Annotated in this window: 20 protein-coding genes; 12 read left to right on the plus strand and 8 right to left on the minus strand. The window is 44.5% G+C overall.

Going from position 1 to position 22,160, the window contains the following annotated elements:
• Positions 1–112: 112 nt before the first annotated feature.
• Together HF322_RS08520 and HF322_RS08525 are read left to right on the plus strand one after the other, a co-directional pair.
• Positions 113–1,129, plus strand: coding sequence for a hypothetical protein (locus HF322_RS08520; protein WP_169392976.1), 1,017 nt, complete (start codon positions 113–115; stop codon positions 1,127–1,129).
• Between the two features lie 65 nt (positions 1,130–1,194).
• On the plus strand, positions 1,195–2,352 hold the full coding sequence (locus HF322_RS08525) for a hypothetical protein (protein WP_169392977.1): 1,158 nt from the start codon (positions 1,195–1,197) through the stop codon (positions 2,350–2,352).
• A gap of 93 nt (positions 2,353–2,445) precedes the next feature.
• Here the strand turns inward: HF322_RS08525 and HF322_RS08530 are convergent, their stop codons facing one another.
• The gene (locus HF322_RS08530) at positions 2,446–2,859 is read right to left on the minus strand and encodes a hypothetical protein (RefSeq protein ID WP_169392978.1); all 414 of its coding nucleotides are present in this window, start codon (positions 2,857–2,859) and stop codon (positions 2,446–2,448) included.
• A 307-nt stretch (positions 2,860–3,166) separates the two neighbouring features.
• Here HF322_RS08530 and HF322_RS08535 point away from each other — a divergent pair, with 307 nt between their 5' ends.
• Positions 3,167–3,739 (plus strand): superoxide dismutase family protein, encoded by a 573-nt coding sequence (locus HF322_RS08535; RefSeq protein ID WP_169392980.1) that lies wholly within the window; start codon positions 3,167–3,169, stop codon positions 3,737–3,739.
• A gap of 115 nt (positions 3,740–3,854) precedes the next feature.
• On the opposite strand, the gene topA is transcribed toward HF322_RS08535, so the two are convergent.
• Positions 3,855–6,518 carry a type I DNA topoisomerase gene (gene topA, locus HF322_RS08540; protein ID WP_169392982.1) on the minus strand — a complete coding sequence of 888 codons (2,664 nt, stop codon included), beginning with the start codon at positions 6,516–6,518 and terminating at the stop codon, positions 3,855–3,857.
• Between the two features lie 232 nt (positions 6,519–6,750).
• A complete protein-coding gene (locus tag HF322_RS08545; protein ID WP_169392984.1) occupies positions 6,751–7,275 on the minus strand; it encodes a hypothetical protein in 525 nt (174 codons plus the stop codon).
• 244 nt (positions 7,276–7,519) lie between these two features.
• Here HF322_RS08545 and HF322_RS08550 point away from each other — a divergent pair, with 244 nt between their 5' ends.
• Complete coding sequence (locus HF322_RS08550; RefSeq protein WP_169392993.1) at positions 7,520–8,035, plus strand: DUF2799 domain-containing protein; 516 nt, start codon at positions 7,520–7,522, stop codon at positions 8,033–8,035.
• 170 nt (positions 8,036–8,205) lie between these two features.
• Here HF322_RS08550 and HF322_RS08555 read toward each other — a convergent pair whose 3' ends face one another.
• The 3 genes from HF322_RS08555 to HF322_RS08565 form a co-directional block, all read right to left on the minus strand.
• Positions 8,206–8,607 carry a biopolymer transporter ExbD gene (locus HF322_RS08555; protein WP_169392995.1) on the minus strand — a complete coding sequence of 134 codons (402 nt, stop codon included), beginning with the start codon at positions 8,605–8,607 and terminating at the stop codon, positions 8,206–8,208.
• Positions 8,608–8,679: 72 nt separating this feature from the next.
• Complete coding sequence (locus tag HF322_RS08560) at positions 8,680–9,336, minus strand: MotA/TolQ/ExbB proton channel family protein (protein ID WP_169392996.1); 657 nt, start codon at positions 9,334–9,336, stop codon at positions 8,680–8,682.
• 161 nt (positions 9,337–9,497) lie between these two features.
• Complete coding sequence (locus tag HF322_RS08565; protein ID WP_169392998.1) at positions 9,498–10,649, minus strand: TonB family protein; 1,152 nt, start codon at positions 10,647–10,649, stop codon at positions 9,498–9,500.
• A 306-nt stretch (positions 10,650–10,955) separates the two neighbouring features.
• Between HF322_RS08565 and HF322_RS08570 the strand changes: the two genes are divergently transcribed.
• From HF322_RS08570 to HF322_RS08585, 4 genes are all read left to right on the plus strand, one after another.
• A complete protein-coding gene (locus HF322_RS08570; RefSeq protein WP_223193244.1) occupies positions 10,956–12,002 on the plus strand; it encodes a siderophore ABC transporter substrate-binding protein in 1,047 nt (348 codons plus the stop codon).
• 78 nt (positions 12,003–12,080) lie between these two features.
• Positions 12,081–13,166 carry an ABC transporter permease gene (locus tag HF322_RS08575; protein WP_188211242.1) on the plus strand — a complete coding sequence of 362 codons (1,086 nt, stop codon included), beginning with the start codon at positions 12,081–12,083 and terminating at the stop codon, positions 13,164–13,166.
• A gap of 99 nt (positions 13,167–13,265) precedes the next feature.
• Positions 13,266–14,291 carry an iron chelate uptake ABC transporter family permease subunit gene (locus HF322_RS08580; protein ID WP_169393003.1) on the plus strand — a complete coding sequence of 342 codons (1,026 nt, stop codon included), beginning with the start codon at positions 13,266–13,268 and terminating at the stop codon, positions 14,289–14,291.
• A gap of 46 nt (positions 14,292–14,337) precedes the next feature.
• The gene (locus tag HF322_RS08585) at positions 14,338–15,099 is read left to right on the plus strand and encodes an ABC transporter ATP-binding protein (protein WP_169393009.1); all 762 of its coding nucleotides are present in this window, start codon (positions 14,338–14,340) and stop codon (positions 15,097–15,099) included.
• Here HF322_RS08585 and HF322_RS08590 read toward each other — a convergent pair.
• Both HF322_RS08590 and HF322_RS08595 read right to left on the minus strand, forming a co-directional pair.
• The gene (locus tag HF322_RS08590; RefSeq protein WP_169393011.1) at positions 15,023–16,393 is read right to left on the minus strand and encodes a PepSY domain-containing protein; all 1,371 of its coding nucleotides are present in this window, start codon (positions 16,391–16,393) and stop codon (positions 15,023–15,025) included. The two genes, HF322_RS08585 and HF322_RS08590, sit on opposite strands and share 77 nt — an antisense overlap.
• A gap of 500 nt (positions 16,394–16,893) precedes the next feature.
• Positions 16,894–17,547, minus strand: a complete 654-nt coding sequence (locus tag HF322_RS08595; RefSeq protein WP_169393012.1) for a TetR/AcrR family transcriptional regulator — start codon at positions 17,545–17,547, stop codon at positions 16,894–16,896.
• 248 nt (positions 17,548–17,795) lie between these two features.
• On the opposite strand from HF322_RS08595, the gene uraD reads away from it, so the two are divergent.
• The 4 genes from uraD (at position 17,796) to puuE (ending at position 21,992) form a co-directional block, all read left to right on the plus strand.
• On the plus strand, positions 17,796–18,317 hold the full coding sequence (gene uraD / locus HF322_RS08600; RefSeq protein WP_169393014.1) for a 2-oxo-4-hydroxy-4-carboxy-5-ureidoimidazoline decarboxylase: 522 nt from the start codon (positions 17,796–17,798) through the stop codon (positions 18,315–18,317).
• 72 nt (positions 18,318–18,389) lie between these two features.
• Complete coding sequence (gene uraH, locus HF322_RS08605) at positions 18,390–18,758, plus strand: hydroxyisourate hydrolase (protein WP_169393016.1); 369 nt, start codon at positions 18,390–18,392, stop codon at positions 18,756–18,758.
• A gap of 364 nt (positions 18,759–19,122) precedes the next feature.
• Positions 19,123–20,457: a urate hydroxylase PuuD gene (locus HF322_RS08610; RefSeq protein WP_169393018.1), complete on the plus strand. Its 1,335-nt coding sequence runs from the start codon at positions 19,123–19,125 to the stop codon at positions 20,455–20,457.
• 551 nt (positions 20,458–21,008) lie between these two features.
• Positions 21,009–21,992: an allantoinase PuuE gene (gene puuE, locus HF322_RS08615; RefSeq protein WP_169393020.1), complete on the plus strand. Its 984-nt coding sequence runs from the start codon at positions 21,009–21,011 to the stop codon at positions 21,990–21,992.
• The last annotated feature ends 168 nt before the right edge of the window (positions 21,993–22,160 follow it).

Genomic DNA, 22,160 nt, shown 5'->3' on the forward strand with positions numbered 1-22,160 from the left:
AGGCGGCTTTTTTATGGTCTATCTTTTTTATTTCTATGAACAATTTTTTACATCTACTTTAAAAAGGGCTGTGTTATGGTTTGGTAAAATAATGATTAAACGGCTTTTTATCATGTTAAAAAAATTATCGTTAACAACCATAGCAACGCTTAGTCTGACCTTTTTAGTTGGCTGTCAAACCGCGCCGTTATCAAAATCTGCTAATCAAAATTCAGCAAGTCCAACTTTTAAAAACATGAGCTTAAACGCCGTTTCACCGCAGCAACTGCTTGAGCGCTTAACCTATTACGATTGGCAATTAATTCAGGTTAAAAGCGCGACTGGCAAAACCAAACCCTTTCGCCACGACCCGCCTTTACTCATGGATGTCACTCCGAACAGCTTGATGTTTAGTGAAGGCTGCTACCGTTATCAAGTATTTCTTAGTGATGTCCTTGGTCGAACCTACCTTTATAGTTTTAATAACTTCAGAACGCTTGAGGCACTTCCGGCGCTAATTTGCCAAAACAGTGGCACTGATGATAGCAGCGAGATTCGATCGACACTCGAGCGCTTATTTGTGCCTTATGGCGATGTCGGATTTAATTTTGAGGTGTTATCCGCAAGCCAACCGCAACCAAAAATTGCGCTAAGCATCAACAACGGCGCCGCGCTTATTTTTAGCGGTAAAGCAAAGCCTCAGCAGAGCGTTTCAGGGATTCCGATTACCCATGAGTTATTGCAGCGCTATAACTGGCGACTGATTCGGGCAACAGACGCCAATCAAAACTTGATTGATGACTTTCATCAGCCCGACATTCCGATCACAGCAAGCTTTTTTACTGATGAGTATCGGCAACAATTTGGGGTGTCAGTCGGTCAGCATGGCTCAGGCGGAAGTTATGTGTTATCAGTCAATCAAACCTTGTTAACCCAAACTGACCCCTCAATCGCCATTAGCTTTGGTGAAAGATTGGATAACATCTGGCGTAAATTTGTCGTTGTGGCATTAAAACCAAGCCAGCTTATTTTAACGGAGCAACAAGCGCCATCGCAAAATAGCAATCAAACCAGTCCGCGATATTTACTTACGCAAAGGGTAGAATCAGGCGAAACTTTGGTTTGGGAAAATGAGGTAAAAAATCATTAATTTAAGCGTTCTCTTAAGCAATTTTATCCAACGCCCGATTTATATTTTTATAAAAGGATTTTAGCATGGCGCTATTTAAAACCCCTCATTTTAGAACCACTCAATTATTTTCTGCCATTGGAATTATTAGCTCTATTGGTCTGATAGGATGTCAAAGTACGCCTTCGCAAGTGAATACTTTTCCTGTCGTTACGCCTGCGTCTAGTCAGGACATTGAAGTGACAGGGGATAAAGTGATTGAATGGGCAAATGGCTACGATTGGCAGTTGGCGCAAGCCATTGACGCTCAGGGTAAGACTACGACTATTTCCGCTGCTGATCCTATTACCTTTGAGATCACGCCGCATACAGTCAGCTTAAAGCAAGGCTGCCAAAATTATAGTATTGGCTTTAACTCTTTAACCGCGCCGCCCTTCCCCTATCATGGTTTTGGCTTATTGCCCTCTAAGACAGATTGTATCAACCATTTGCCTAATCAAGAAGATGTCAGTGGTGGCAGTATGCTTGCTACATTATTGTTAAAAGACTCCTTTTTAAACTTTAATCTTAAACAGTTGCATCAAGATCAGTCACCAACAGCAAAACCTTTTGCATCACAGCGTCTGGCGCTTATCACCAAACAAGGCAACACCCTCATCTTTCAAGGAACACCTAAAAGCTTTGCTAAGCCTGCCGGACTTCCTATTACCCATGAGTTGCTTGAAGCGTATCAGTGGCGGCTTGTCAGCGCGCTAAACCCTTCTTATGACGACCACGGCAAATTGCTGTCTAAAGCGCCAATTGGTGATTTTTATCACCCTGATTTTCCCATTACCCTTGGATTTTCTAATACTAAAGAGCAATATGCTTCTTTTTATTCAAACTGTAACTACGGTATCGGTGGCATTTATGCCTTATTAAAAGACCATACGCTACTAATAGGAAAAGGGTCGCAAACGGTGATGAGCTGTGGTCTTAATGGCAATAGGGTCGAAACGCGACTATCAAATCTTGAAACTGGTAGCCGCAGCAAGCTGACCTTGAGCTTACAGCCAACAACAGCGACCGCAGATTTTCCGCGTTACAACTTACTGCAAACGATGGCAACAGGTGAAACCTTAGTTTGGCAAAATGAACCTTTACCTAAATATTCAGGATTGCCGCTTGAGGAATCGAACGTAAGCAAAACCGATAGTACTAAAGATGATCAACTGCCAACCGTTAATGTCGAGCCAGATCATTAACCGTTAATTATCACTTATAAAACATAAAAAAGCTGAACATCATGGCTCAGCTTTTTATATGTTTATTTGAACTTTTTCAAAATTGTCTAAAAGCTATTTAATCGTCACAGTTAAATAATACGGCTTTGGCGTGTTGCTCGCTCGGGCTTGGTTTCGTGGTTGCAGCACGCGGATGGTTTGTGTCCCTGTTTTGCTTAGTGTTACCGGATTTTCACTAATATCGGGTGAGTTTGTGCCATAAAGTACCGGATACAGATCTTGGCTACCGACAAGCTTAGCGCTCACCTTTTGACCTTTTTTGGCATAGAATTTATATTCGCAGTAGTCGTAGCCGATCACTGCGCCTGCGCGATTGACGTCATAGCTGCCTTTATTCATTTTGAGCTCGGACTGACCGCAGCGATTAACGTCTTGAGCAGCATTGGCATTGACCGCCATTCCCCCAAATAACAATGCTGGGATGATGGCTAAATTTAAGGCTTTAGTCGTTTTCATAACTGATTTCATTATTTCTCCTTATTTTTTAATTTAATTAACACCGCTATTTATCATAACGAAATTATCCGTTTTTTAAGCAATATTTTGTTGTTCGACGTTTCTTAGCGTATTAATAATGCTTATTTTAGCGCTAACAAAACCATTATTTTTTCTCACCTTTCACAAAATTTACAATTATTAACCGATTGTTGCGCTTATCTTCATCAGTTTCAGCTTTTGCGCCGTTATACTAAAACCGATGTCGAGTTAGCCTTAACTTGGATTTCACAATTTTAAATTTATTTGATAATTAATAATGACAATAATGGAGATAATAATGAAAACGCTCATCAATAAAAAAACCATGCTAACGAGTGCCGTATTATGTAGCGCCGCGCTTGCGCTCAGTGCCTGTCAAAGCACCGAAGGTCAGATGCATACGGGCAACCCATTAAGCCAGCCTACCTTAAAATCCACGTTGAAAACGACTGATGCCAAACAAATGGAAGTGGGTCAAATGTTCTTGCGACCTGTTGAGGGCGGCGTTCAAGTCTATGGCAAATTGATGAATTTGACTCCAGGGCAGACGGTTGCGATCCATATTCATGAAACCGGAAGCTGCGCGGATATGGGCAAAGCAGCAGGTGGTCACTTTAACCCTGACAATTATAAACACTCAAACCCAAATGATATGATGGGTCACGCAGGCGACTTGCCAAACATTACTGCTGACGCTTCTGGCGTAGCAACGCTTAACTTTGTAAACAAAAAAATCTCCGCCGCCGAAGCCGGAAAATATAGCGTTAACCGCCGCGCCTTTATCATCCATAGCGGCGCTGATGACTATATGAGCCAGCCTGCAGGGGCGTCAGGTGATCGAATTGCTTGTGGTATTATTGAAAAGAACTGATTTGATAAAGCTCTAAAACAGCCATAATAAAAACCTCTTATCCTGTTATAGGTTAAGAGGTTTTTTTATAAAATATATATGGAAATATAAATGCTAAATGATAAAGCGTTAAAAACTACTCTTCAATCCATTTGCCATTGCGCCAGTAAACCCCCCAACGCGTGGCTTTGCCATTTTTTTCAGAACCGACATACTGCTCTTTGTTTTTTCTTGACCAGCGCAAGATCGTTGGGTTGCCCTCGGGGTCTTCGTCAGGCGCGTCAAACAGATATTGAAACTTGTCTTCCAATTTGTCTTTGATTGGTCGCAGCTCACGAAGCTTTGGTGCTCGCGTTTCGCGGACTTTGGGAAATTTGGACGCCGCTAAAAACATCCCTGCCGCCCCTTCACGCAAAATAAAGTGGTCGTCATGCTTGGTGGATTTTAAATCCGGCATGTCGATCGGCTCCATTCGTGGCGGTGCAGGCTCGCCCGTTTTGAGCACTTTTCGGGTATTGTCACATTTTTGACAAGCAAAATAAGGTCCAAAGCGACCCGTTTTTAGCTCCATTTGACCATCGCATTTGTCGCAATCGATGGTAGGCGCATCTGACCCTGGAACTTCAAACTTGCCTTCTTCTAAAATATAGCCGTCGCAGTCCGGATTGTTGCCGCAAATGTGCAACTTTAAACCGCCATCGACGATATAGCCGTCCATGGCGGTGGCGCATTTTGGACAGCGCTTTTTTTCCATCAAGTCTTTGACTTCGGCGATATCATCGCTATCACTGTCATCAAGATTGGCAAATGCTTCGACCGGCATTAGATTTTTGGTGCCTTTGCAGCGCTCTTTTGGCGGCAAATTATAGCCCGTGCAGCCTAAAAATACACCGGTTGATCCGGTTCGCAACTGCATGGGGCGACCGCACAAGTCGCAATGAACGTCAGGGACGTCCGTTGGGTCATTAGGTCGCATGCCGTCTTGGTCTTTGGCGCGATCAAGCTTGGTTTTAAAGTCGCCATAAAAGTTATCAAGGACGTTTTTCCAGTCCTGATCCCCTTCGGCAACGTGGTCAAGCTTGTCCTCAAGCGCCGCGGTAAACGTATAATCCATTAAGTCCGGAAAGCTTGCGGTCAAGCGGTCGGTGACAATATCGCCCATTTTTTCGGCAAACAGGCGCTTATTTTCAAGCTTGACGTAGCCGCGATCTTGAATGGTTGAGATGATCGACGCATAAGTTGATGGTCGACCGATGCCTTTTTTCTCAAGCTCTTTGACCAGGCTTGCCTCAGTGTAGCGCGGTGGCGGCTTGGTAAAATGCTGACTTGGGTCAAGCTTATCTAAAGTGAGCGCCTCCCCTGCTTTAACATCAGGAAGTAAGGTATCATCCGTTTTGGCAGGCGGCATAACTTTGGTAAAGCCATCAAAGGTCATGGTGCGACCGCGAGCTTTAAGCTCCACGTTGCCAGCGGTGACGATTAAATTGACCGATAAATACTTGGCAGGCGTCATTTGACACGCCACAAACTGCCGCCAAATCAGCTCATAAAGTCGGATCGCATCGCGCTCAACGCCTTTTAACTGCGTTGATTTTAAATTGACGTTGGAGGGTCGGATGGCTTCGTGAGCCTCTTGCGCGTTTTGCTTATTGCCATAAACGTTGGGCTTGGCAGGAACGTATTTTTTTCCAAAATTGTCCTCAATAAAGCCGCGTGCTGCTATTTGAGCGTCGTTTGACAAAAACGTCGAGTCAGTTCGCATATAAGTGATGTAACCGGCTTCATACAAACGCTGAGCCAAAATCATGGTCTTTTTCACTGAAAAACCAAGCCGAGTGCTGGCGGCTTGCTGCAACGTTGAGGTGATAAACGGCGCACTTGGCTTGGACTGAGTCGGTTTTTCTTCGCGCTCTTTGACGATAAAATCCGCCGATTTTAAAATATCAAGAACGCTGTCCGTTTGTTTTTTATTGCCAAGCTTTAAGGGTTTACCGTCTTGTTTAACGGCTTCTAAGCGAATATTTTCAGGCTCGGCACTAGCACTTTTATTAGCAGCACTTTTTTTAGCATCAGAAATGTGCGTGTCCGCGTGAATTTGCCAGTATTCTTCAGGGATGAAGGCGCGAATTTCTTGCTCACGCTCAACGACCAAGCGCATCGCAACCGACTGAACGCGACCTGCTGACAAGCCGCGAGCGACCTTTTGCCAAAGTAGCGGCGACACCATAAAGCCGACCACGCGGTCTAAAAATCGGCGCGCTTGCTGAGCGTTCACGCGGTCGATATCCAGCTTTGAGGGCTGCTCAAAGGCGCTTTGGATTGCCGATTTAGTGATTTCGTTAAACACCACGCGCTGATATTTGCTATCGTCGCCACCGATGACTTCTTTTAAATGCCAAGCAATCGCTTCACCCTCACGATCCATATCGGTCGCCAAATAAATTTTATCGGCGTCTTTAGCAAGCGCTTTAAGCTCTTTGATGACTTTGGTTTTATTGGGCAGCACTTCATAAACGGCTTTCCAGCCGTGCTCAGGGTCAACACCCATCCGCCGAACAAGCGCTTGCTGAGCTTTTTCTTCTTTACTGAGCTTGTCATCTTTGGCGGTTTTTTTAGTCGTTTTACCGCTGCCGCTGACTGGCAAGTCGCGAACGTGACCAATGCTTGATCGCACAATAAAATCGTTGCCCAAATATTTATTGATCGTTTTGGCTTTGGCGGGTGATTCGACGATCACTAAGGACTTGCCAGCGCTTTCGCTGTCACTTTTTTTGCTCGGTTTGGTTGGGGTTTTTGCCATGGGTAACGACACCATAATAATCAATGAAAATAAATAATTGTGGATCAGTCAGGGTTCATATTGTCATTCTTGTTGTTGACCGATCAGGAGTTAAGTCCCATCATCGCGCTGATATCAAGGACTTTTAAGCTATATTGACGGTACACTGCTAAGAGTTGGACTGTCAACCGTAAAATTTATTTGCTGCTAAAATAGTCAAGCTTTATAAAACAATGCCTTATAAAAAAATGTCTTATGCTTGCTGCGTCTCAATAGATGTCGCCAACTGCTCAAGATGCGCTTTTAGCATTAAAAGTTCAGCCTCAAGCTGATTTTGTTGATAATTGGGATTGGTGATCGGGCGAACATAGTTCACATCTTCCCAAAATATCACGATACTATTGGCTTTAATAACCAGCGCTTTGACAAACGGTGCTATGCTTTTTGGCAGATCAATCGGCTGATTGTCTAAAATAAACGCGGATTTTGGTGGATTGTCCATCGCAGCTGCGCGCCAACGCCCGTCAACCGCATGATAGCGCAAATACGGCAACTGACGACCTTCAAGCACCAAGCCATATTGGGCGATCATGCCGCGACCAAGCTCGCCATCACGACCGCGAACCCAATCAGGGCAAGCGATCAGCTTTGGGTTAAGATCAAGTCGCCGAGCCTCCATCCGAAGCTTATCCAAGCGCTGATCAATGCCGCTGGGCTTTAGTGCCAGCATACTGCCAAGCACAAATAAAGCAATCGCAATTGCAATCCACATTCCCATAGCTTTTGCACCTATCTGTCATATTACGGCTATTGTTTTGCCTTCAGCGCCATTTTACGCTTGCTATCAACGTAATGCCTCAATATCGCGGCGGCAATTGCAAAAATCAAGCCTGAATCAAATTTCTACTAACATATCAATCACTTGATTGCCCATTTTTTGCGCTAAGTCACAATAAGACGCTCATCAGTTGACAAAAAAGGTGCTATGATAAACTAAAATCATTGATTAGCGCAGGATTATTATGAGCAATTTATCTTGGCTATCCTTATCGTCTTATAAAGTGATTGTGCCTAAACCCCTTAGCCGAAATTCACTGATTTTAGCAGCAGGGATCAGCTTGCTCCTAATTTCAGGATGCGCGACTACCCAAAGTCTCACTCCGCAGCAATGCCAAGGCAGTAATTGGCAGGATTTGGGCTACCGTGATGGGCTTCAAGGGCGATCGGGCGCGTATTTTGGTCGTTATGTGAATCAATGCGCCAGTGTAATGGGCGCTCTACCCAACCGAATAGCTTGGGAAAAAGGTCGCAATCAAGGCTTAAAAAGCTACTGCACAGAACTGAACGCTTACAAGCTTGGTCGCGAAGGTTATGATTGGCAACCGGTTTGCCCTATTGAAGGCATTGACAAGCTTGAGGAAGCGTATTCACAAGGTCGCTACTATTATCTTCGTCAGCGCGATTTGGATTATTTGCACTCGCCTTACCCTTACGGCTACCGCCCTTTTGGTTATCGACCGTTTGGCTATTATTGGTAGCTTAACGCTTTTCCATAAAGAAAACCTCACAGGACAAACCTTGTGAGGTGGGAGAACAATGATTATTTTCGTTGTTTTTCTTATTATTGTTTTTATAACGGTACTGCTGGCGGCGCTGATTTACCTTGCTCGCTTTTTACTATAGAACGATAAATAGATATTACATTTGCTTATTCATTTACAAAAGCAATTTTACTCAGTCCAGCTTGACTTGCTGAAGCCAATACCTGCGCGACCGTGTCGTATTTACTGTCTTTATCAGCGCGCAGTTGAATTGAGGGATCGCTTCCTTTTGCACTTTCAGCAGCAAGACGACTTTCTAGCTCATCAATGCTGATCGCCTCACTGTCCCAAAAAATCCCCGCGTCTTTATCAACGCTGATTTGGATGACCTCGGCAGGCTGCTCATTCATCGACGCGCTGGTTTTTGGCAAGGTTAGCGGCACGGTGGGATTGAGGACGGTTGCGGTCAATAAAAAGATAATCATCAATACCAGCATGATGTCAATGAGCGGAATCAGGTTCATCTCGTTCATGCTTTGGGCGTCGTCATCACCTAACTGAAATGCCATAGTGGTCTCGGTCGTTGTTCGTTACGGTTTTAAATTAAAAGCTCAATGAAAAGTGCTCAAAAATCGCCATCGTTATGATTGTGACACTGAGCTTGAATAGTTGGTTGCGGTCATCACCGACTCTTGCGCTGATGTTGCCAAAGGCGCTTTTGCCGCCACTGAAGTTTCCTTCACCACTTCAACGGTTCCTGCTAACAATTCATGGGCGCGGTCATTGGCAAAAAACATCACTTTGCGATTAATTCGCATTGATAAGTTATAAAATACCACTGCCGGAATCGCAACGGCAATCCCAAATCCCGTCATAATTAGCGCTTCACCAACGGGACCTGCCACTTGACCAAGCCCTGCTTGACCACTCATGCCGATGTTATGAAGGGCGTGAAAAATACCCCAAACGGTGCCAAAAAGTCCGATAAATGGCGCAATGGCGGCTGTGGTTCCAAGAATAGGCAAACCGCGCTCGCTGGTGTAGCGGTAGCGACCGATTTGCTGCAAAAGCGCTTGCTCTGTCGCAAGCCTGCGAGCGCTGATGTCCAAACCCTTCATCGCCGATTGTTTTTGTTGAATATGACCTGCCAAGTCTGAGGCAACATATCCCGAGAGTTTTTGGCTTTGAATGACGCGGATCACGCCGATGACCCAAGAGCCAATGGATAATAGTAGCAAAATAAAAAACAGGCTTTTGGTCACCAAATCGCTATATTGCCAGTAGCTTGCAAAGTCCATGGTAGATTCCTTGTGTTCCTCCAAAAGCGCCGGTTAATTTCAGCCCGCAATTGGATATTATGACTTTATAATAAGTGATGATCACTTGGCTATTTATATCGCCAAATCATCGCATTCGTTTTTTAGTCATCAACGCAATTGGCGCTGAGACTGACAGACAGTTACGGTACTTGATAGCTGATCGGGAGCGTGACATTGCCAACCACAGGAACACCATCCTTTTTAAAAGGAGTAAATCGCCCTGATCTGACTTGGCGCTGAGCCTCGCGGTCTAAGATTGCGTTTCCTGAGGATTTTGCCAATTGAACGCTATCAATGCCGCCTTGCTTATTGACTCGTAGCAGCAGCACCACTTCAAAGGTATCTCCAGATTTTGTGCCGCGAGAGGCGCGTCCTGGAAAGCTAAATTTTGGCATCGATGCCCAGTTGGCATTGGTTGCCGTAAAGTTCATTGGCGTATTGCTCGCAGCTTCAGCAGCTTTTTTTGCCGCATCAGCTTCGGCTTTTGCTTTGGCATCTGCCTCAGCTTTAGCGCGGGCGTCCGCTTCTGCCTTGGCTCGGGCGTCCGCTTCAGCACGGGCTTTATCTGCTGCTACCTTTTCAGCAGCGCGTTTTGTCTCTTCTTGTCGGCGCGCTTCATCTTGTTTTTTGAGCGCTTCTTGTTGCAAAGCTTCTTGACGGCGCAGCTCATCTTGACGCAATTGCTCTTGCTGAGCTTCTTGTTGCTTGATCGCCTCTTCTTGCTGCAATTTTTCTTGACGCTTAGCTTCAGCGGCGTCTTGATTGCGTTGACGCTGAGCTTCTTCAAGGCGCTGCTGCTCTACAAACCAGTCTTGCTCATGAATATTTTGATCTTCAACCGCGTCAACTTTTTCTTTGATGATTGGTTTTTCGGTTATTTCAGGCTCAGGTTTGGGATCAAACTGCTCTGCAATTGGTGGCTCTTTAGCCACAGGCGTCTCATCAACAACTGGCTCAGGCGGCGGCTCGATAGGATCAGGCGTTGGCGCAGGTAGCACCTCTTCTTCAACGATCTTATCCAAAACGGGATCAGCTGCCGCTTTAACCGGTTCAGGCTCGACCACATCTTGCTTGGGCGCTGGCGGTTCAACTTGTTGTTCAGTTTTAACGACAGGCTTTGGCGGCGGCAAACTGATCAGTTGAATTTCAATAGGCGGGGGTTCAGGGACTTTTGCCATCGGCTCGGGCGCTTTGACCATCATCAACCCCAAAGCCGTCAACGCATGGATCCCAATGACCCCAGCGGCGGCGCCGAGTTTCAGTTTTTGCGATGGCGCATCAAAATCCTTCAAACCCTTATCACCTTAATCAAAACTTTAAAATCAAATCGCCTAAAATTGTGCCAATAATAATACAAACGATAATTGTTATCAATAAATTTTTTAATTAATTCATAGTCCCAAATATTATCAGAAATAACAATCGTTATCATTAGCATTGAAAAAATGAATAAACTGCCGTATGATGACGTTATATTTTGAGTCAAAATCTAGAGTTTTGCTAAGGCTGACGCATGGCTTTAGCCCAATATTTTAGAAAATTTGACTTATCGTTTTTATGATTTTAATTTGAGATAATCCATGATGACTGACAAGCCTATGTTGACCTCGCCTCGCTTTATGAACCTTAAACGCCCCTTATTGGCAGTCATGATGACCTCGTTGCTTGGGTTTGGTGTGGTGGGATGCTCTAATTCTGAGACCAAAAATCCAGACTCGGCAGCCGCAGAATCGCAAAAGAAAAATGAAACTGCTGATGCAGCGTCAAATGTGGCAAAAAATGACAACGTAGCTACCGCAAAAGTTGACGTGGATACGGTAAAAGGGGTGGTCAGCTTACCGATCAATCCTGCCCCTGTCGTCGTTTATGATATGACCTTGTTGCAAGACTTGGCAGCGCTTGATGTCGCGGTTGATGGCAAGCCTGCCAATTTAAAACTTGATAATTTACAATCAAAAAATCAGCCCGATCCAAAAGAAGTGGGAACATTATTTGAGCCGGATTTAGAGGCGCTCAACGCCATGCAGCCGCAAGCGATTTTAATTGGTTCACGAATGGCAGAAAAATATGATGAGCTGTCAGCCATTGCGCCGACCCTTGATATGAGCATTGATACTGCTAATATCTATGAGTCAAGCAAAAAACGCCTTCATGATTTAGGGGCGCTGTTTGGCAAAAGTGATGAAGCAATGAAGCTTCAACAAAATATCGATACGGCAATTAACGAAACCAAAGCGGTAACCAAAGACAAAGGCGATGCCCTTGTGGTCATGGTCAATGGCAATAAGTTATCCGCCTTTGGTCCTGAGTCGCGATTTGGATTTTTGCATACCGTGCTCGATATTCCAGCAGCGGATAGCGCCATTAAATCAGGACCTCACGGTCAGCCCATTTCGTTTGAATACATTCAAAAAGTAAATCCAGATTGGCTGTTTGTGATTGACCGCAGTGCAGCGGTTGGCGAAGATGGCGCTGGCGCAAAAGCGGTTCTTAATAACCCACTGGTTGCCCAAACCAACGCTTGGAAAAATCAGCACGTGGTTTATTTAACTCCAGATTCTTATTTAGCGTTTGGGGGTTATAACCAATGGATCAGCGATTTGACCAATATCAAAAAAGCCTTTAGTAATGCTAAAGTGTCGTAATTTTTTTTAATGGTTGGTTGAAAACCTTAAGTGATTTAGCTTAAGGTTTTAATTGACCCCACCAAAACGTAACTGCTTATGACTTCGTTTTATCGTAGCAACGCCATCTTGCCAGATGCGGATCCCAACGTTTCGATCTCCTCGTTAAAAAACGTCAAACCAACTTACCAAAATCCTAGCAAAATCCCGCCTTGGTTATTAAATTCAGGCAGTTTTTTGGTGATGAGCGCGCTGATTATGATCAGCCTATCGCTTGGGGTGGCAGATTTTTCTTGGTCAGGGATTTATCAAAGCCTGACTGATCAAAGCGCCAACTCTGACACAGCTTTGTTAATGATCAGCCGAATACCAAGAACGCTTGCGATTATTTTAACAGGCGTTGCTATGGCAGTTTCAGGGATGATCATCCAAGTGGTACTCAAAAACCGCTTTGTTGAGCCATCCATGGTTGGGGCAACCCAAAGCGCAGCGCTGGGATTATTGGTGGTCAGCTTGCTGTTTCCGGCAAGTGCACTCATCATCAAAATGGGGGTGGCAACAGTAACGGCTGTGCTTGGCATGATGCTGTTTATGCTGCTCATTCACCGCATTCCGCCGACCGATTTTTTGATGATTCCGCTCATTGGTATTGTTTTTGGCGGCATTATTGATGCCATCACAACCTTTATTGCTTATCAAACCGAAACGCTGCAAATGCTAAGCGTTTGGCAGTTTGGCGATTTCTCAGGCGTTCTTGCTGGGCGCTATGAGCTGCTTTGGTTTACCGGAATACTTTGCGTGATTGCTTATATCTTGGCGGACAAACTGACCATTGTGGGGCTTGGCGACAATATTGCGCTGAATCTTGGTATCAGTCGGCGGCAAGTCACTTGGCTTGGCGTTGGTATGGTTGCTATGATGAGTGCGGTTGTGGTGGTGACTGTGGGAATGATCCCGTTTATTGGCTTGGTTGTCCCTAACATCGTTAGCCGCTTGATGGGCGATAAGCTCAAACGCAGCCTGCCTGCCGTGGCGCTGCTTGGGGCGTCGGCGGTGCTGCTTTGCGATATTATTGGTCGCGCGATCCGCTATCCGTTTGAGATTCCGGTGGCGACGGTGTTTGGCGTGGTAGGAACGGTGGTCTTTTTATGGCTGCTGCTGCGAGCGCCGAGCGATCAGCGCTGATCCTCTTCAAGGGCTTTTAATCGGCTGGCAAGCTAATATTTTTAGCAATTGCGCGACCTTTTTCAAGCGGTCATTCACGCAAAAACTGGCAATCTTCGTATGATTTTTACCCCTCAACACCAAGCGGATACTCAAAATCATCGCTTGAGCTCAAAATTTGCGGCGGCTTTGGCAATGATTGCACGACATCCGATTGCGATCACTGCCGTGATTTTGCTGATCTCAGCTGGGCTGTTTTTAACGCTCAATGTTCAAGGTCATTGGGATTTTGTGTTGCCACTTCGCGGTAAAAAGCTATTGTCCTTAATCGTGGTCGGCTACGCCATTGGCGTGTCAACGCTTTTGTTCCAAACCCTAACTCAAAACCCCATTTTAACGCCCTCGCTGTTAGGATTTGACTCGCTTTATGTGCTGCTGCAAAGCCTTATGGTGTTTTTTTTAGGGGCAATCAGCTATTCAAGCTTCTCCCCTATCGCTAAGTTTTTATTTGAAGTGCTGCTGATGTTTGGCGCCTCTTTATTGCTGTTTTATTTGCTGTTTTCTAAAAGCAGTCAGGATTTAACGCGATTGATTTTGGTGGGCGTTATTTTTGGGGTGCTGTTTCGCAGTTTGTCGGCTTTGATTGCAAGGCTGATCAACCCTGATGATTTTGTGGTGATTCAAGCGGTCAGCTACGCTCAGTTTAATTCAGTTCATCCGCAGCTTCTTGGCGTTACCACCATAATTTGCGTAATCACTGCCATCATAATTTGGCGGCTTCGGTTTCAGTTTGATGTGCTCATGCTTGGAAAGCCGCAAGCGATTAACCTTGGTATCAATTATCAGCGCTTAGCATTTGGGCTATTAGCGATCATTGCCATTTTGGTGGCAACCGCCACTGCCCTTGTGGGACCGGTGACCTTTTTTGGGCTTTTGGTTTGTGCGCTGACCAATCGCTTATCGCGGCAGATGTATCACAGCGAGCGGCTGATTTTGGTAAGCTTGATTGCCATGCTTTGCTTGGTATTGGGGCAAACTATTTTTGAGCAGTGGCTTGGCATGGCAGGGGTATTGTCTGTGGTTATTGAGCTTGCGGGCGGATTGGTATTTTTGGCGCTAATTTTTATGATGCAGCGCCGCCGTTAGTTAACTCGCCGATTTTTAAAATTTTTATTTGTAAAAAAGAGCCATTATGATTGCGCTTTCAAACATTTCTTACCAAATTGGTCAGCATCAAATCCTTCACGATATTGAGGTGACCTTACCCGAAGCTCAAGTCATTGCGCTCATTGGTCCCAATGGCGCGGGCAAGTCAACGTTGTTTTCGCTCATGTCGCGGCTACAACCGCTGCAATCGGGCAGCGTTCGCTTTGGGGATTTTGATATCACGCACTGCGATACCAAAACCCTTGCCAAAACGGTAGCGATGCTCAGCCAAGAAAATCACGTTCAAGGTCGGCTTCGGGTTCATGAGCTGCTGATGTTTGGTCGCTATCCGTATCACCAAGGCAAACCTACGAGCGCTGATATTCAAAAAGTTCACGAGATGATCGAGCGTTTTGAGCTTGAACCGCTCGCCCACCGCTTTTTGTCCTCGCTTTCAGGCGGTCAGCGTCAGCGCGTGCTGATCGCGATGATTGTTTGTCAAGATACGCCCTATGTGCTGCTTGATGAGCCGCTAAACAACCTTGACATGTATCATACCGGAAAGCTTATGCGCAGGCTTCGTGAGCTCAGTCAAAATCAGAAAAAAACAGTCGTCATTGTGCTTCATGACATTAACCAAGCCGCGCAATTTGCCGATACCGTGGTGGCAATGAAAGAAGGTCGGATCATGGCAATGGGCGCGCCCGTTGATGTGATCACCCAAGCCACCATCAAGACGCTTTATAATGTTGAGGTGACGGTGCTTCAGCATGCGGGTCGACCGGTGATTGTGGATAGCGTGTCTTAATCAGCTCGCGTCTTTTTGAGGCTTGTCGTTGCAGCCGACCTTGGTTCCACAAATAAATCCCAGCGCCCGACGCTACTGATAGCGCAATCCCGACCAGCGCCAAAAATAGTTGATACGCCAAATGACCAGCATCTTTTCCAATATGCCCCATATGTAAGCTGCTGAGCCACTGGTCTGTCTTTTCAGCCGCAGCGCTCTCATCACCAAAATGACTGCGAGTGACCACCCCAGATTTGGCATCAACGGTGATGCTCGAAGCGCCGCCTTTTTGACCAATATCTTTGTTGGTTTTAAAGCGCAACTGCCAAGCTTTTTCTTCTGAATCCCAGCGAGCTCCTAACGGTTTTTGAATAATCACCCCACGATCTTTTGCTAAAACAGCAGCTTGTTGGCTTAGATAAGTTACGCTATTGGCTTTGGTTACAGCATAATGTTTATCATCAGTGGGCATAGCTTGCGGCTTTTTTGAGTTGCCTTTAGGCTGATTTGCAGCTTTTGCTTGAGGCTTGTCAGCTTTTCTCTGTTTTTCCTCAAGTCCGATCATCGCTTGCATGACTGGACGGTAAACTTGCTTGAGGTTAAAGCCAACGCTTGACCAAGCAATCACCAAAAAGATCACCCAAAGCCATAATCCAAACGCTTGATGCAAGTCATAGTTCAGCTTAAAGGTATTGGTTTTGGTGCGAATTTTCCAAGCCGGAAGCCAGCGTTTGAGTAATGACGCGCGTTTTTTGGCACGATTTTGCCTGGTTTTAGTCGGTCTTGGCAGGGTCAAATAAAAGCCAATAAAGCAGTTGATCGTCCAAATTAAAGCCACAACCCCAAGCAGCAACTTACCAACATCGCCAAGTAGCAGCTCACGATGCAGCCAAAAGACTTTCCACATCACGTTTTGTACGCGCCAAGCCTCTTTATCGCGAGTACCAATAATTTTCCCTGAATATGGATTAACATAAACCTCTTGAAATAAAGGCTTAGCTGCCGATTTGCTCTTATCACGCGATCTATCCACTGAAAATACCACGGATTTATTTGGCGCAATTATGACCGGAAGGCTTGAAAAGCTATAGTTTGGATACGTTTGAATGACGTTATCATGAAGTCTTGCAATCGGCAATAACGGCGCATTTTGCGGAGGAACGTTAACCAATTGATGATTAAACGCCTCATCAAGTTCATCATGAAAGGCAAGTAAGGCGCCAGTGATCCCTGCCATGATCAAAAATCCAGCCATAAAAAGACCGGTATAACGATGAATCCAAAGGCAGTATTGGCGAAGTTTTATGGCGATCATCTTTGTGATTCTTATGAAATGATAGAAAGGACTACTCTTAAAAAGAAAAACAGCACGAGTTTTTCCTTTTATAGCAGCAAATTTTTTACTGTTGATTTACCAACAAAATATTATTTTAAATAATAAATAAAAATGATAATAATTAGCATTTAAAATTTGCGCCATCATAACGACCTTCGAATCATTTGGCAATATTTACACCAAATATTTTTTAATACGAAACCATAAACAGATCGGATAATGAAGAAAAATAAGAAAGGAAGCTTATGGTAAAAATAGGACAAATAGCCAATAACGCTTTGAAACTACGAAGCTTTAAGCATAAATTTTGAGTAATAATTTATAAAGTAAAGTGTTACGACTGGGGCAGATTATTGATTGGCAGGATAACAAAAAAATTTGATTAGACAGGAAAAACTGCAAACCTAAGGTAGGCTTAACTATAGGAATGGTTCTTTTTTATTGGAAGGATGGATAAACAATAATTGCGTAAATTAACGCTAATCCAACCCGCAACCTTTTAGGATAAACGGAATCAAAAACGCTTCAGCTCGCGACTCATCGGATTTATCATAGGACTGTTTTCCAAGTAGCCCCACCACTTCCGTTTCAAACTCAGCGTAGCGCTGAGTGGTCGCCCAAATCAAAATAAGCAATTGCAGCGGATCGTCAATGCCAATTTTGCCTTGATCATACCACGACTTCATCACGTAAGTTTTATCAAGCGCCCAAGCTTTCATGGTTGATGACATAAAATCGTGAAGGTGAGGCGCGCCGCCGATCACTTCGATGGCAAACAGCTTATGACGGTTGGGATGAGCAAACGCTTGCTTTAATTTGGTTCGAACAAACTTTTCAATCACCGTTTTAGGATCGCTATCCACCGTCATTGTGACTAGCCCGTCATTCCATTCTTCAATGATTGACCTTAAGACCGCTTTATATAAATTTTTTTTGTTCTTAAAATAGTAATGAATATTGGCTTTGGGCAGCCCCGCCCGATCCGCAATCCCTTGCATGGTCGCCCCGCGATAGCTTTGCAGCACAAACTCTTCTTCAGCGGCGCTTAAAATTAAGGCTTGGTTATGAGCGCGAATGTCTTGTTGGCTTCGAGAAGTGGTTTGGGAAAGGCTTTTTGAGGTTTTTTGAATCATAACAATCAGTTGCGATAAGTGGAAAAGATCAGCTTTATCTCAAAAAAACTTTAAATAGTGAAATTATTTTAGAATAAAGCAAGACAATTAAAAATATTTTTTATAAAATAGTTGACCAAATAGTCAGGTTTTAGCAGAATAGACAATATAAACCAATTTGGTTGGAATTCATATCATTTTAACAATACAAGATTGTGAAATGATTTTAGCTCAATTATGAGCGGTGGTTAAAAGAAAAGGATGTCATTATGAGCCTCACTTTGCAACAATTTAATAATTTATCGGATTCTGAAGCAACCTCTCAGCTGCTCACCTGCTGCACCAGTGAAGCTTGGGCAAAAGCACTTGCTGAAAAAAAACCTTTTGCTGATATTGATGATATGCTCAAAGCCAGCGATGCCGCTTGGGATGAGGCAGCAAAGTCTGAAGCCAACTTGATGGAAGCTTTTGAAGGTCATCCGCAAATTGGTAATGTCGATTCTTTAAAAGAAAAATACCGCAATACTCAAGCCAGCGCAGCTCATGAGCAATCAGGCGCAAGCGAAGCAGATGACAGCGTTTTAGAAGCATTGGCTCAAGGTAATCAGGACTATTTAGACAAATTTGGCTTTATTTTTATTGTTTTTGCGACCGGCAAAAGCGCTCAGCAAATGCTTGATTTGTTGCTTGCACGATTACCAAACAGCCGCGATACTGAGCTTGCTAACGCAGGCGCTGAGCAAAACAAAATTACTCGCCTTCGTATCCAAAAGATGTTTGGATTAGCGTAATAAGCCATTAGGATTTATCATTTTTTAATCATGATCCTTGGATCGTGAACTGACTTTTAACAAGGAAGCACTATGTCAGCCACCCTATCTTCGCATATTTTAGACACTCATCTTGGAACGCCTGCCGCCAATATCGCTGTGACTCTGCACCGAGTTAGCGACAGTGGTGAAGCGACGTTACTTGCAAACGGCACCACCAACGATGATGGTCGCGTTACCCCAAATGATTGGCAATTTGATTCATCCGTTGACAGCAAAGATTGCAACTTATCAGCCGGTCGCTACACGCTAAGCTTTGATACGCAATCTTATTTTGATTCGCAAGAGTTAAAAGCGTTTTATCCACAAGTCGTTATCGATTTTGTGGTCAGCGATGAAAGCCACTACCATGTGCCTTTATTATTAAGCGCTCATGGTTACGGCACTTACCGCGGGTCGTAATTGATTTTTGATGGTCGCTAAAGGCTTTTGATTGAGGTTATCGCTGTTTTTAACGTCTTTGGTTATAAACAGCTTTAACACTTTTAGTTAAAAGCCACCCATTTATTTCCTATGAATATTTCAACACGCTAGCTCTGGTAATTTAATCTTTGTCTTAATTCATTGTTTAACTTCAATAAATTGCTTTTGGAATTGAGGTCAACTTTTGGCAACTTATACGGATAATAAGGGGTCATCAGTCATCGTTCCAATAAGCCGGCAACTGACTGCTTGTTTCATCATATCGCCATAAATTGTGACTGTATGATGCGCTGCCGCTGTTATCACTTACCACGACCTAGCAACACAAAAGGACACTTGCTGCATGGGCGCATATATTCTCGATTGGTTAAACTTATTCTTCCGCTGGTTCCACGTTATCGCTGGGGTAGCTTGGATTGGCGCGTCATTCTATTTCGTTTGGCTCGATATGAGTTTACAAAAGCCGCCCCAATGGAAATCTGATAAAGGGATTTCAGGGGATCTTTGGGCGGTTCACGGTGGTGGTTTCTATGAAATTGCCAAATACAAACTTGAACCTGAAGAAATGCCAAAAACGCTGCATTGGTTTAAGTGGGAAGCTTACACTACCTGGCTTACGGGTATGTGTATGTTGTCGATTGTCTATTATGCCAACGCAACCGCTTATTTGATCGATCCAAATAAGGTCGCTTTTGGAAACAGCCTTGGGGCAATTGCGACAAGCTTACTTTTCTTATTTGGTAGCTACGCGTTATACGAAGTCATCGTTCGTAGCCGCATCGGTAAAAACGCAGTTGCTTTCAGTCTTTTGATGTTCATTTTGATGATCATTGCAAGCTGGGGCGCGTATCAGTTGTTCAGCGATCGTGCGTCATTTATCCACGTTGGTGCCTTACTTGGTACGATCATGGCAGGTAACGTATTCTTTGGGATTATGCCAGCCCAGCGCGCGCTTGTTGATTGCGTTCGCCGCGGTGTCAAACCAGACCAAAACGTTGCAAACTTAGCCTTGATGGCGCGTAACCGTTCACTAATGAACAACTACTTTACGCTACCATTGATCTTCACAATGATCAGTAACCACTACCCAATGATGTACTCGCCAAACAGCAGCTGGCTTAGCGGCTGGGTAGTGTTGGTATTTGTAGGTATCATTACCGCAACGGCTCGTCATTTCTTCAACCAAAAACACTTAGGAAAAATCAAGCCACAGTTCTTGATCGTTCCTGCAATTTTAACTTTGATTTTAATTTTCTTAATGCGTCCGGCGCCAATTGAGCCAGCTCCTGTGTCACCTATCAAATCAGCAGCCCCTGTTGCTAAAAGCACGGCTCCTGCTGCCGATAGTGCCACTACCGCTGCACCTGCTGATGGGGCTGCTGCTCCTGCCGCTGGTGATACTGCAACCGCAGAAGCAACGCCTGCTGCCGCTTCAGGTGATGATGCCATCATGGCTATCGTTCATGAGCGCTGCACCGTTTGTCACGCCGCTCAGCCAACTCAGCCAGGCTTTGCAGCTCCTCCTGCTGGTATCATTTTGCAAGAAGCTGCTGACATTAAAACGCATAAAGCAAAAATTGTTACTGCCGTTCAAAGCAGCTACATGCCGCTTGGAAACATCACCAAAATGACGGATGAAGAGCGTCAAAAAGTGGTTGCTTACGCTTCAGGATTGTAAGTCATCGCTTAGCGTTTATTAATAGCAATTGCTATTAATTGCTTGATCAAAAAGATAAGTGGCTGATAGATCGTCAGCCGCTTATTTTTCTATAGTTAAAACCTTTCTTCTTTAAAAATTTAGTTATTAAAATCGACGATTTTTTTCTAATTATTTGCAGATTTAGCTTGACCAAAGCGCTATATCGTCATACAGTAATTGCAATTCAAATTATAAACATTCTGGTTTTAATGATTAGTTACAACCACTGTTTTACGATTAATGATCAGCCCATGAGTTACCGCGTGATTTCCGGGTTTCCCCATATCTAACAATCCGCGATTAATGATAATTTCAAAGTTTACCTTCAGTAAATCGTTTAGATTCCAAACATTTACGCCAAATAATTCTGACTTAGCACATGGTTTGGTCAGAAATAAAATAACGGCTTTAAACTTGCTTGGATAGAAGCGTTTGGCTGCAAAATCATGGGCTCAACCCTTATTCTATCCTGCGCCATCGATCTGATTGGCAAGGTCATTGAGCCTCAAATTAACCCTCAAGGATTTGTTATGACGACTCCAAAAATCACCAGTGACTTTGATCACGACGCCTATCCACGCGATCTTAAAGGCTATGCTGGCAATCCCCCAAAAGCAAATTGGCCAGGTGGCGCGAAGATTGCCGTTCAGTTTGTATTAAACATCGAAGAAGGCGCAGAAAATAGCGTATTGCACGGCGATGGTCAGTCGGAGCGCTTTTTGTCTGATGTGTTAGGAACGCCTGAATTTACCAACCGTCACCAATCCATCGAATCTGCGTTTGAATACGGCAGCCGCGTTGGGGTTTGGCGCATTTTAGATCTATTTAAAGATTACGGTCTGCCACTTACCACCTTTACTTGTGCTGCTGCTGCTGAAAAAACCCCGCACATCATCGAGCGCGTTTTAGAAGATGGTCACGAAATTGCAAGCCACGGTCTGCGCTGGATTACGTATCAATACATGTACCGTGAAGTTGAGCGTGAGCATGTTCGCCGCGCTACTGAAATATTCGAGCGCATGCTTGGCAAGCAACCTTTAGGCTGGTACACCGGTCGCGATAGTCCAAACACGCGCGAGCTTGTTGTTGAGCAAGGTGGCTATGTTTATGACTCCGACTCTTATGCCGATGAGCTTCCTTATTGGGTCGATGTTAAAGTAGAAGATGGCAGCAGCATCGTAAGAAAGCCGCATTTGGTTATCCCCTACACGCTTGAAACCAATGACATGCGCTTCTCATCAAGCCCTGGATTTACCAACGCTGAACCTTTTTATCAGTATTTAAAAGACAGCTTTGATACCCTTTATGAAGAAGGCGCTGACACTCCTAAAATGTTGACCATCGGTCTTCATTGCCGAATTATCGGTCGTGCTGGTCGCATTACCGCTCTTAAGAAGTTTTTACAATACATCACCAGCAAGCCTGATGTTTGGGTTTGCCGCCGCGATCAAATCGCTAAGCACTGGTATGAAAATCATCCAGCCACCAAAGAAAACACGACCAATTGGATGTAATTTAAGGTCGGTTATTTCTTTAATTTCAAAAGTTATGCTTAATACGTGTCTTTGGGCACGTATTATCAGCCTTCGGTCTTTTATCAGATCATCAACATAGCAAATAATCGACTTGACGGTGATCGCCGTCACCTGATAGCGGCTAATAATGATCTTAGCTTGCAACTA

It is taken from the genome of Psychrobacter sp. MF31 (assembly GCF_012847335.1).
In the GTDB taxonomy this organism is placed as follows: domain Bacteria; phylum Pseudomonadota; class Gammaproteobacteria; order Pseudomonadales; family Moraxellaceae; genus Psychrobacter.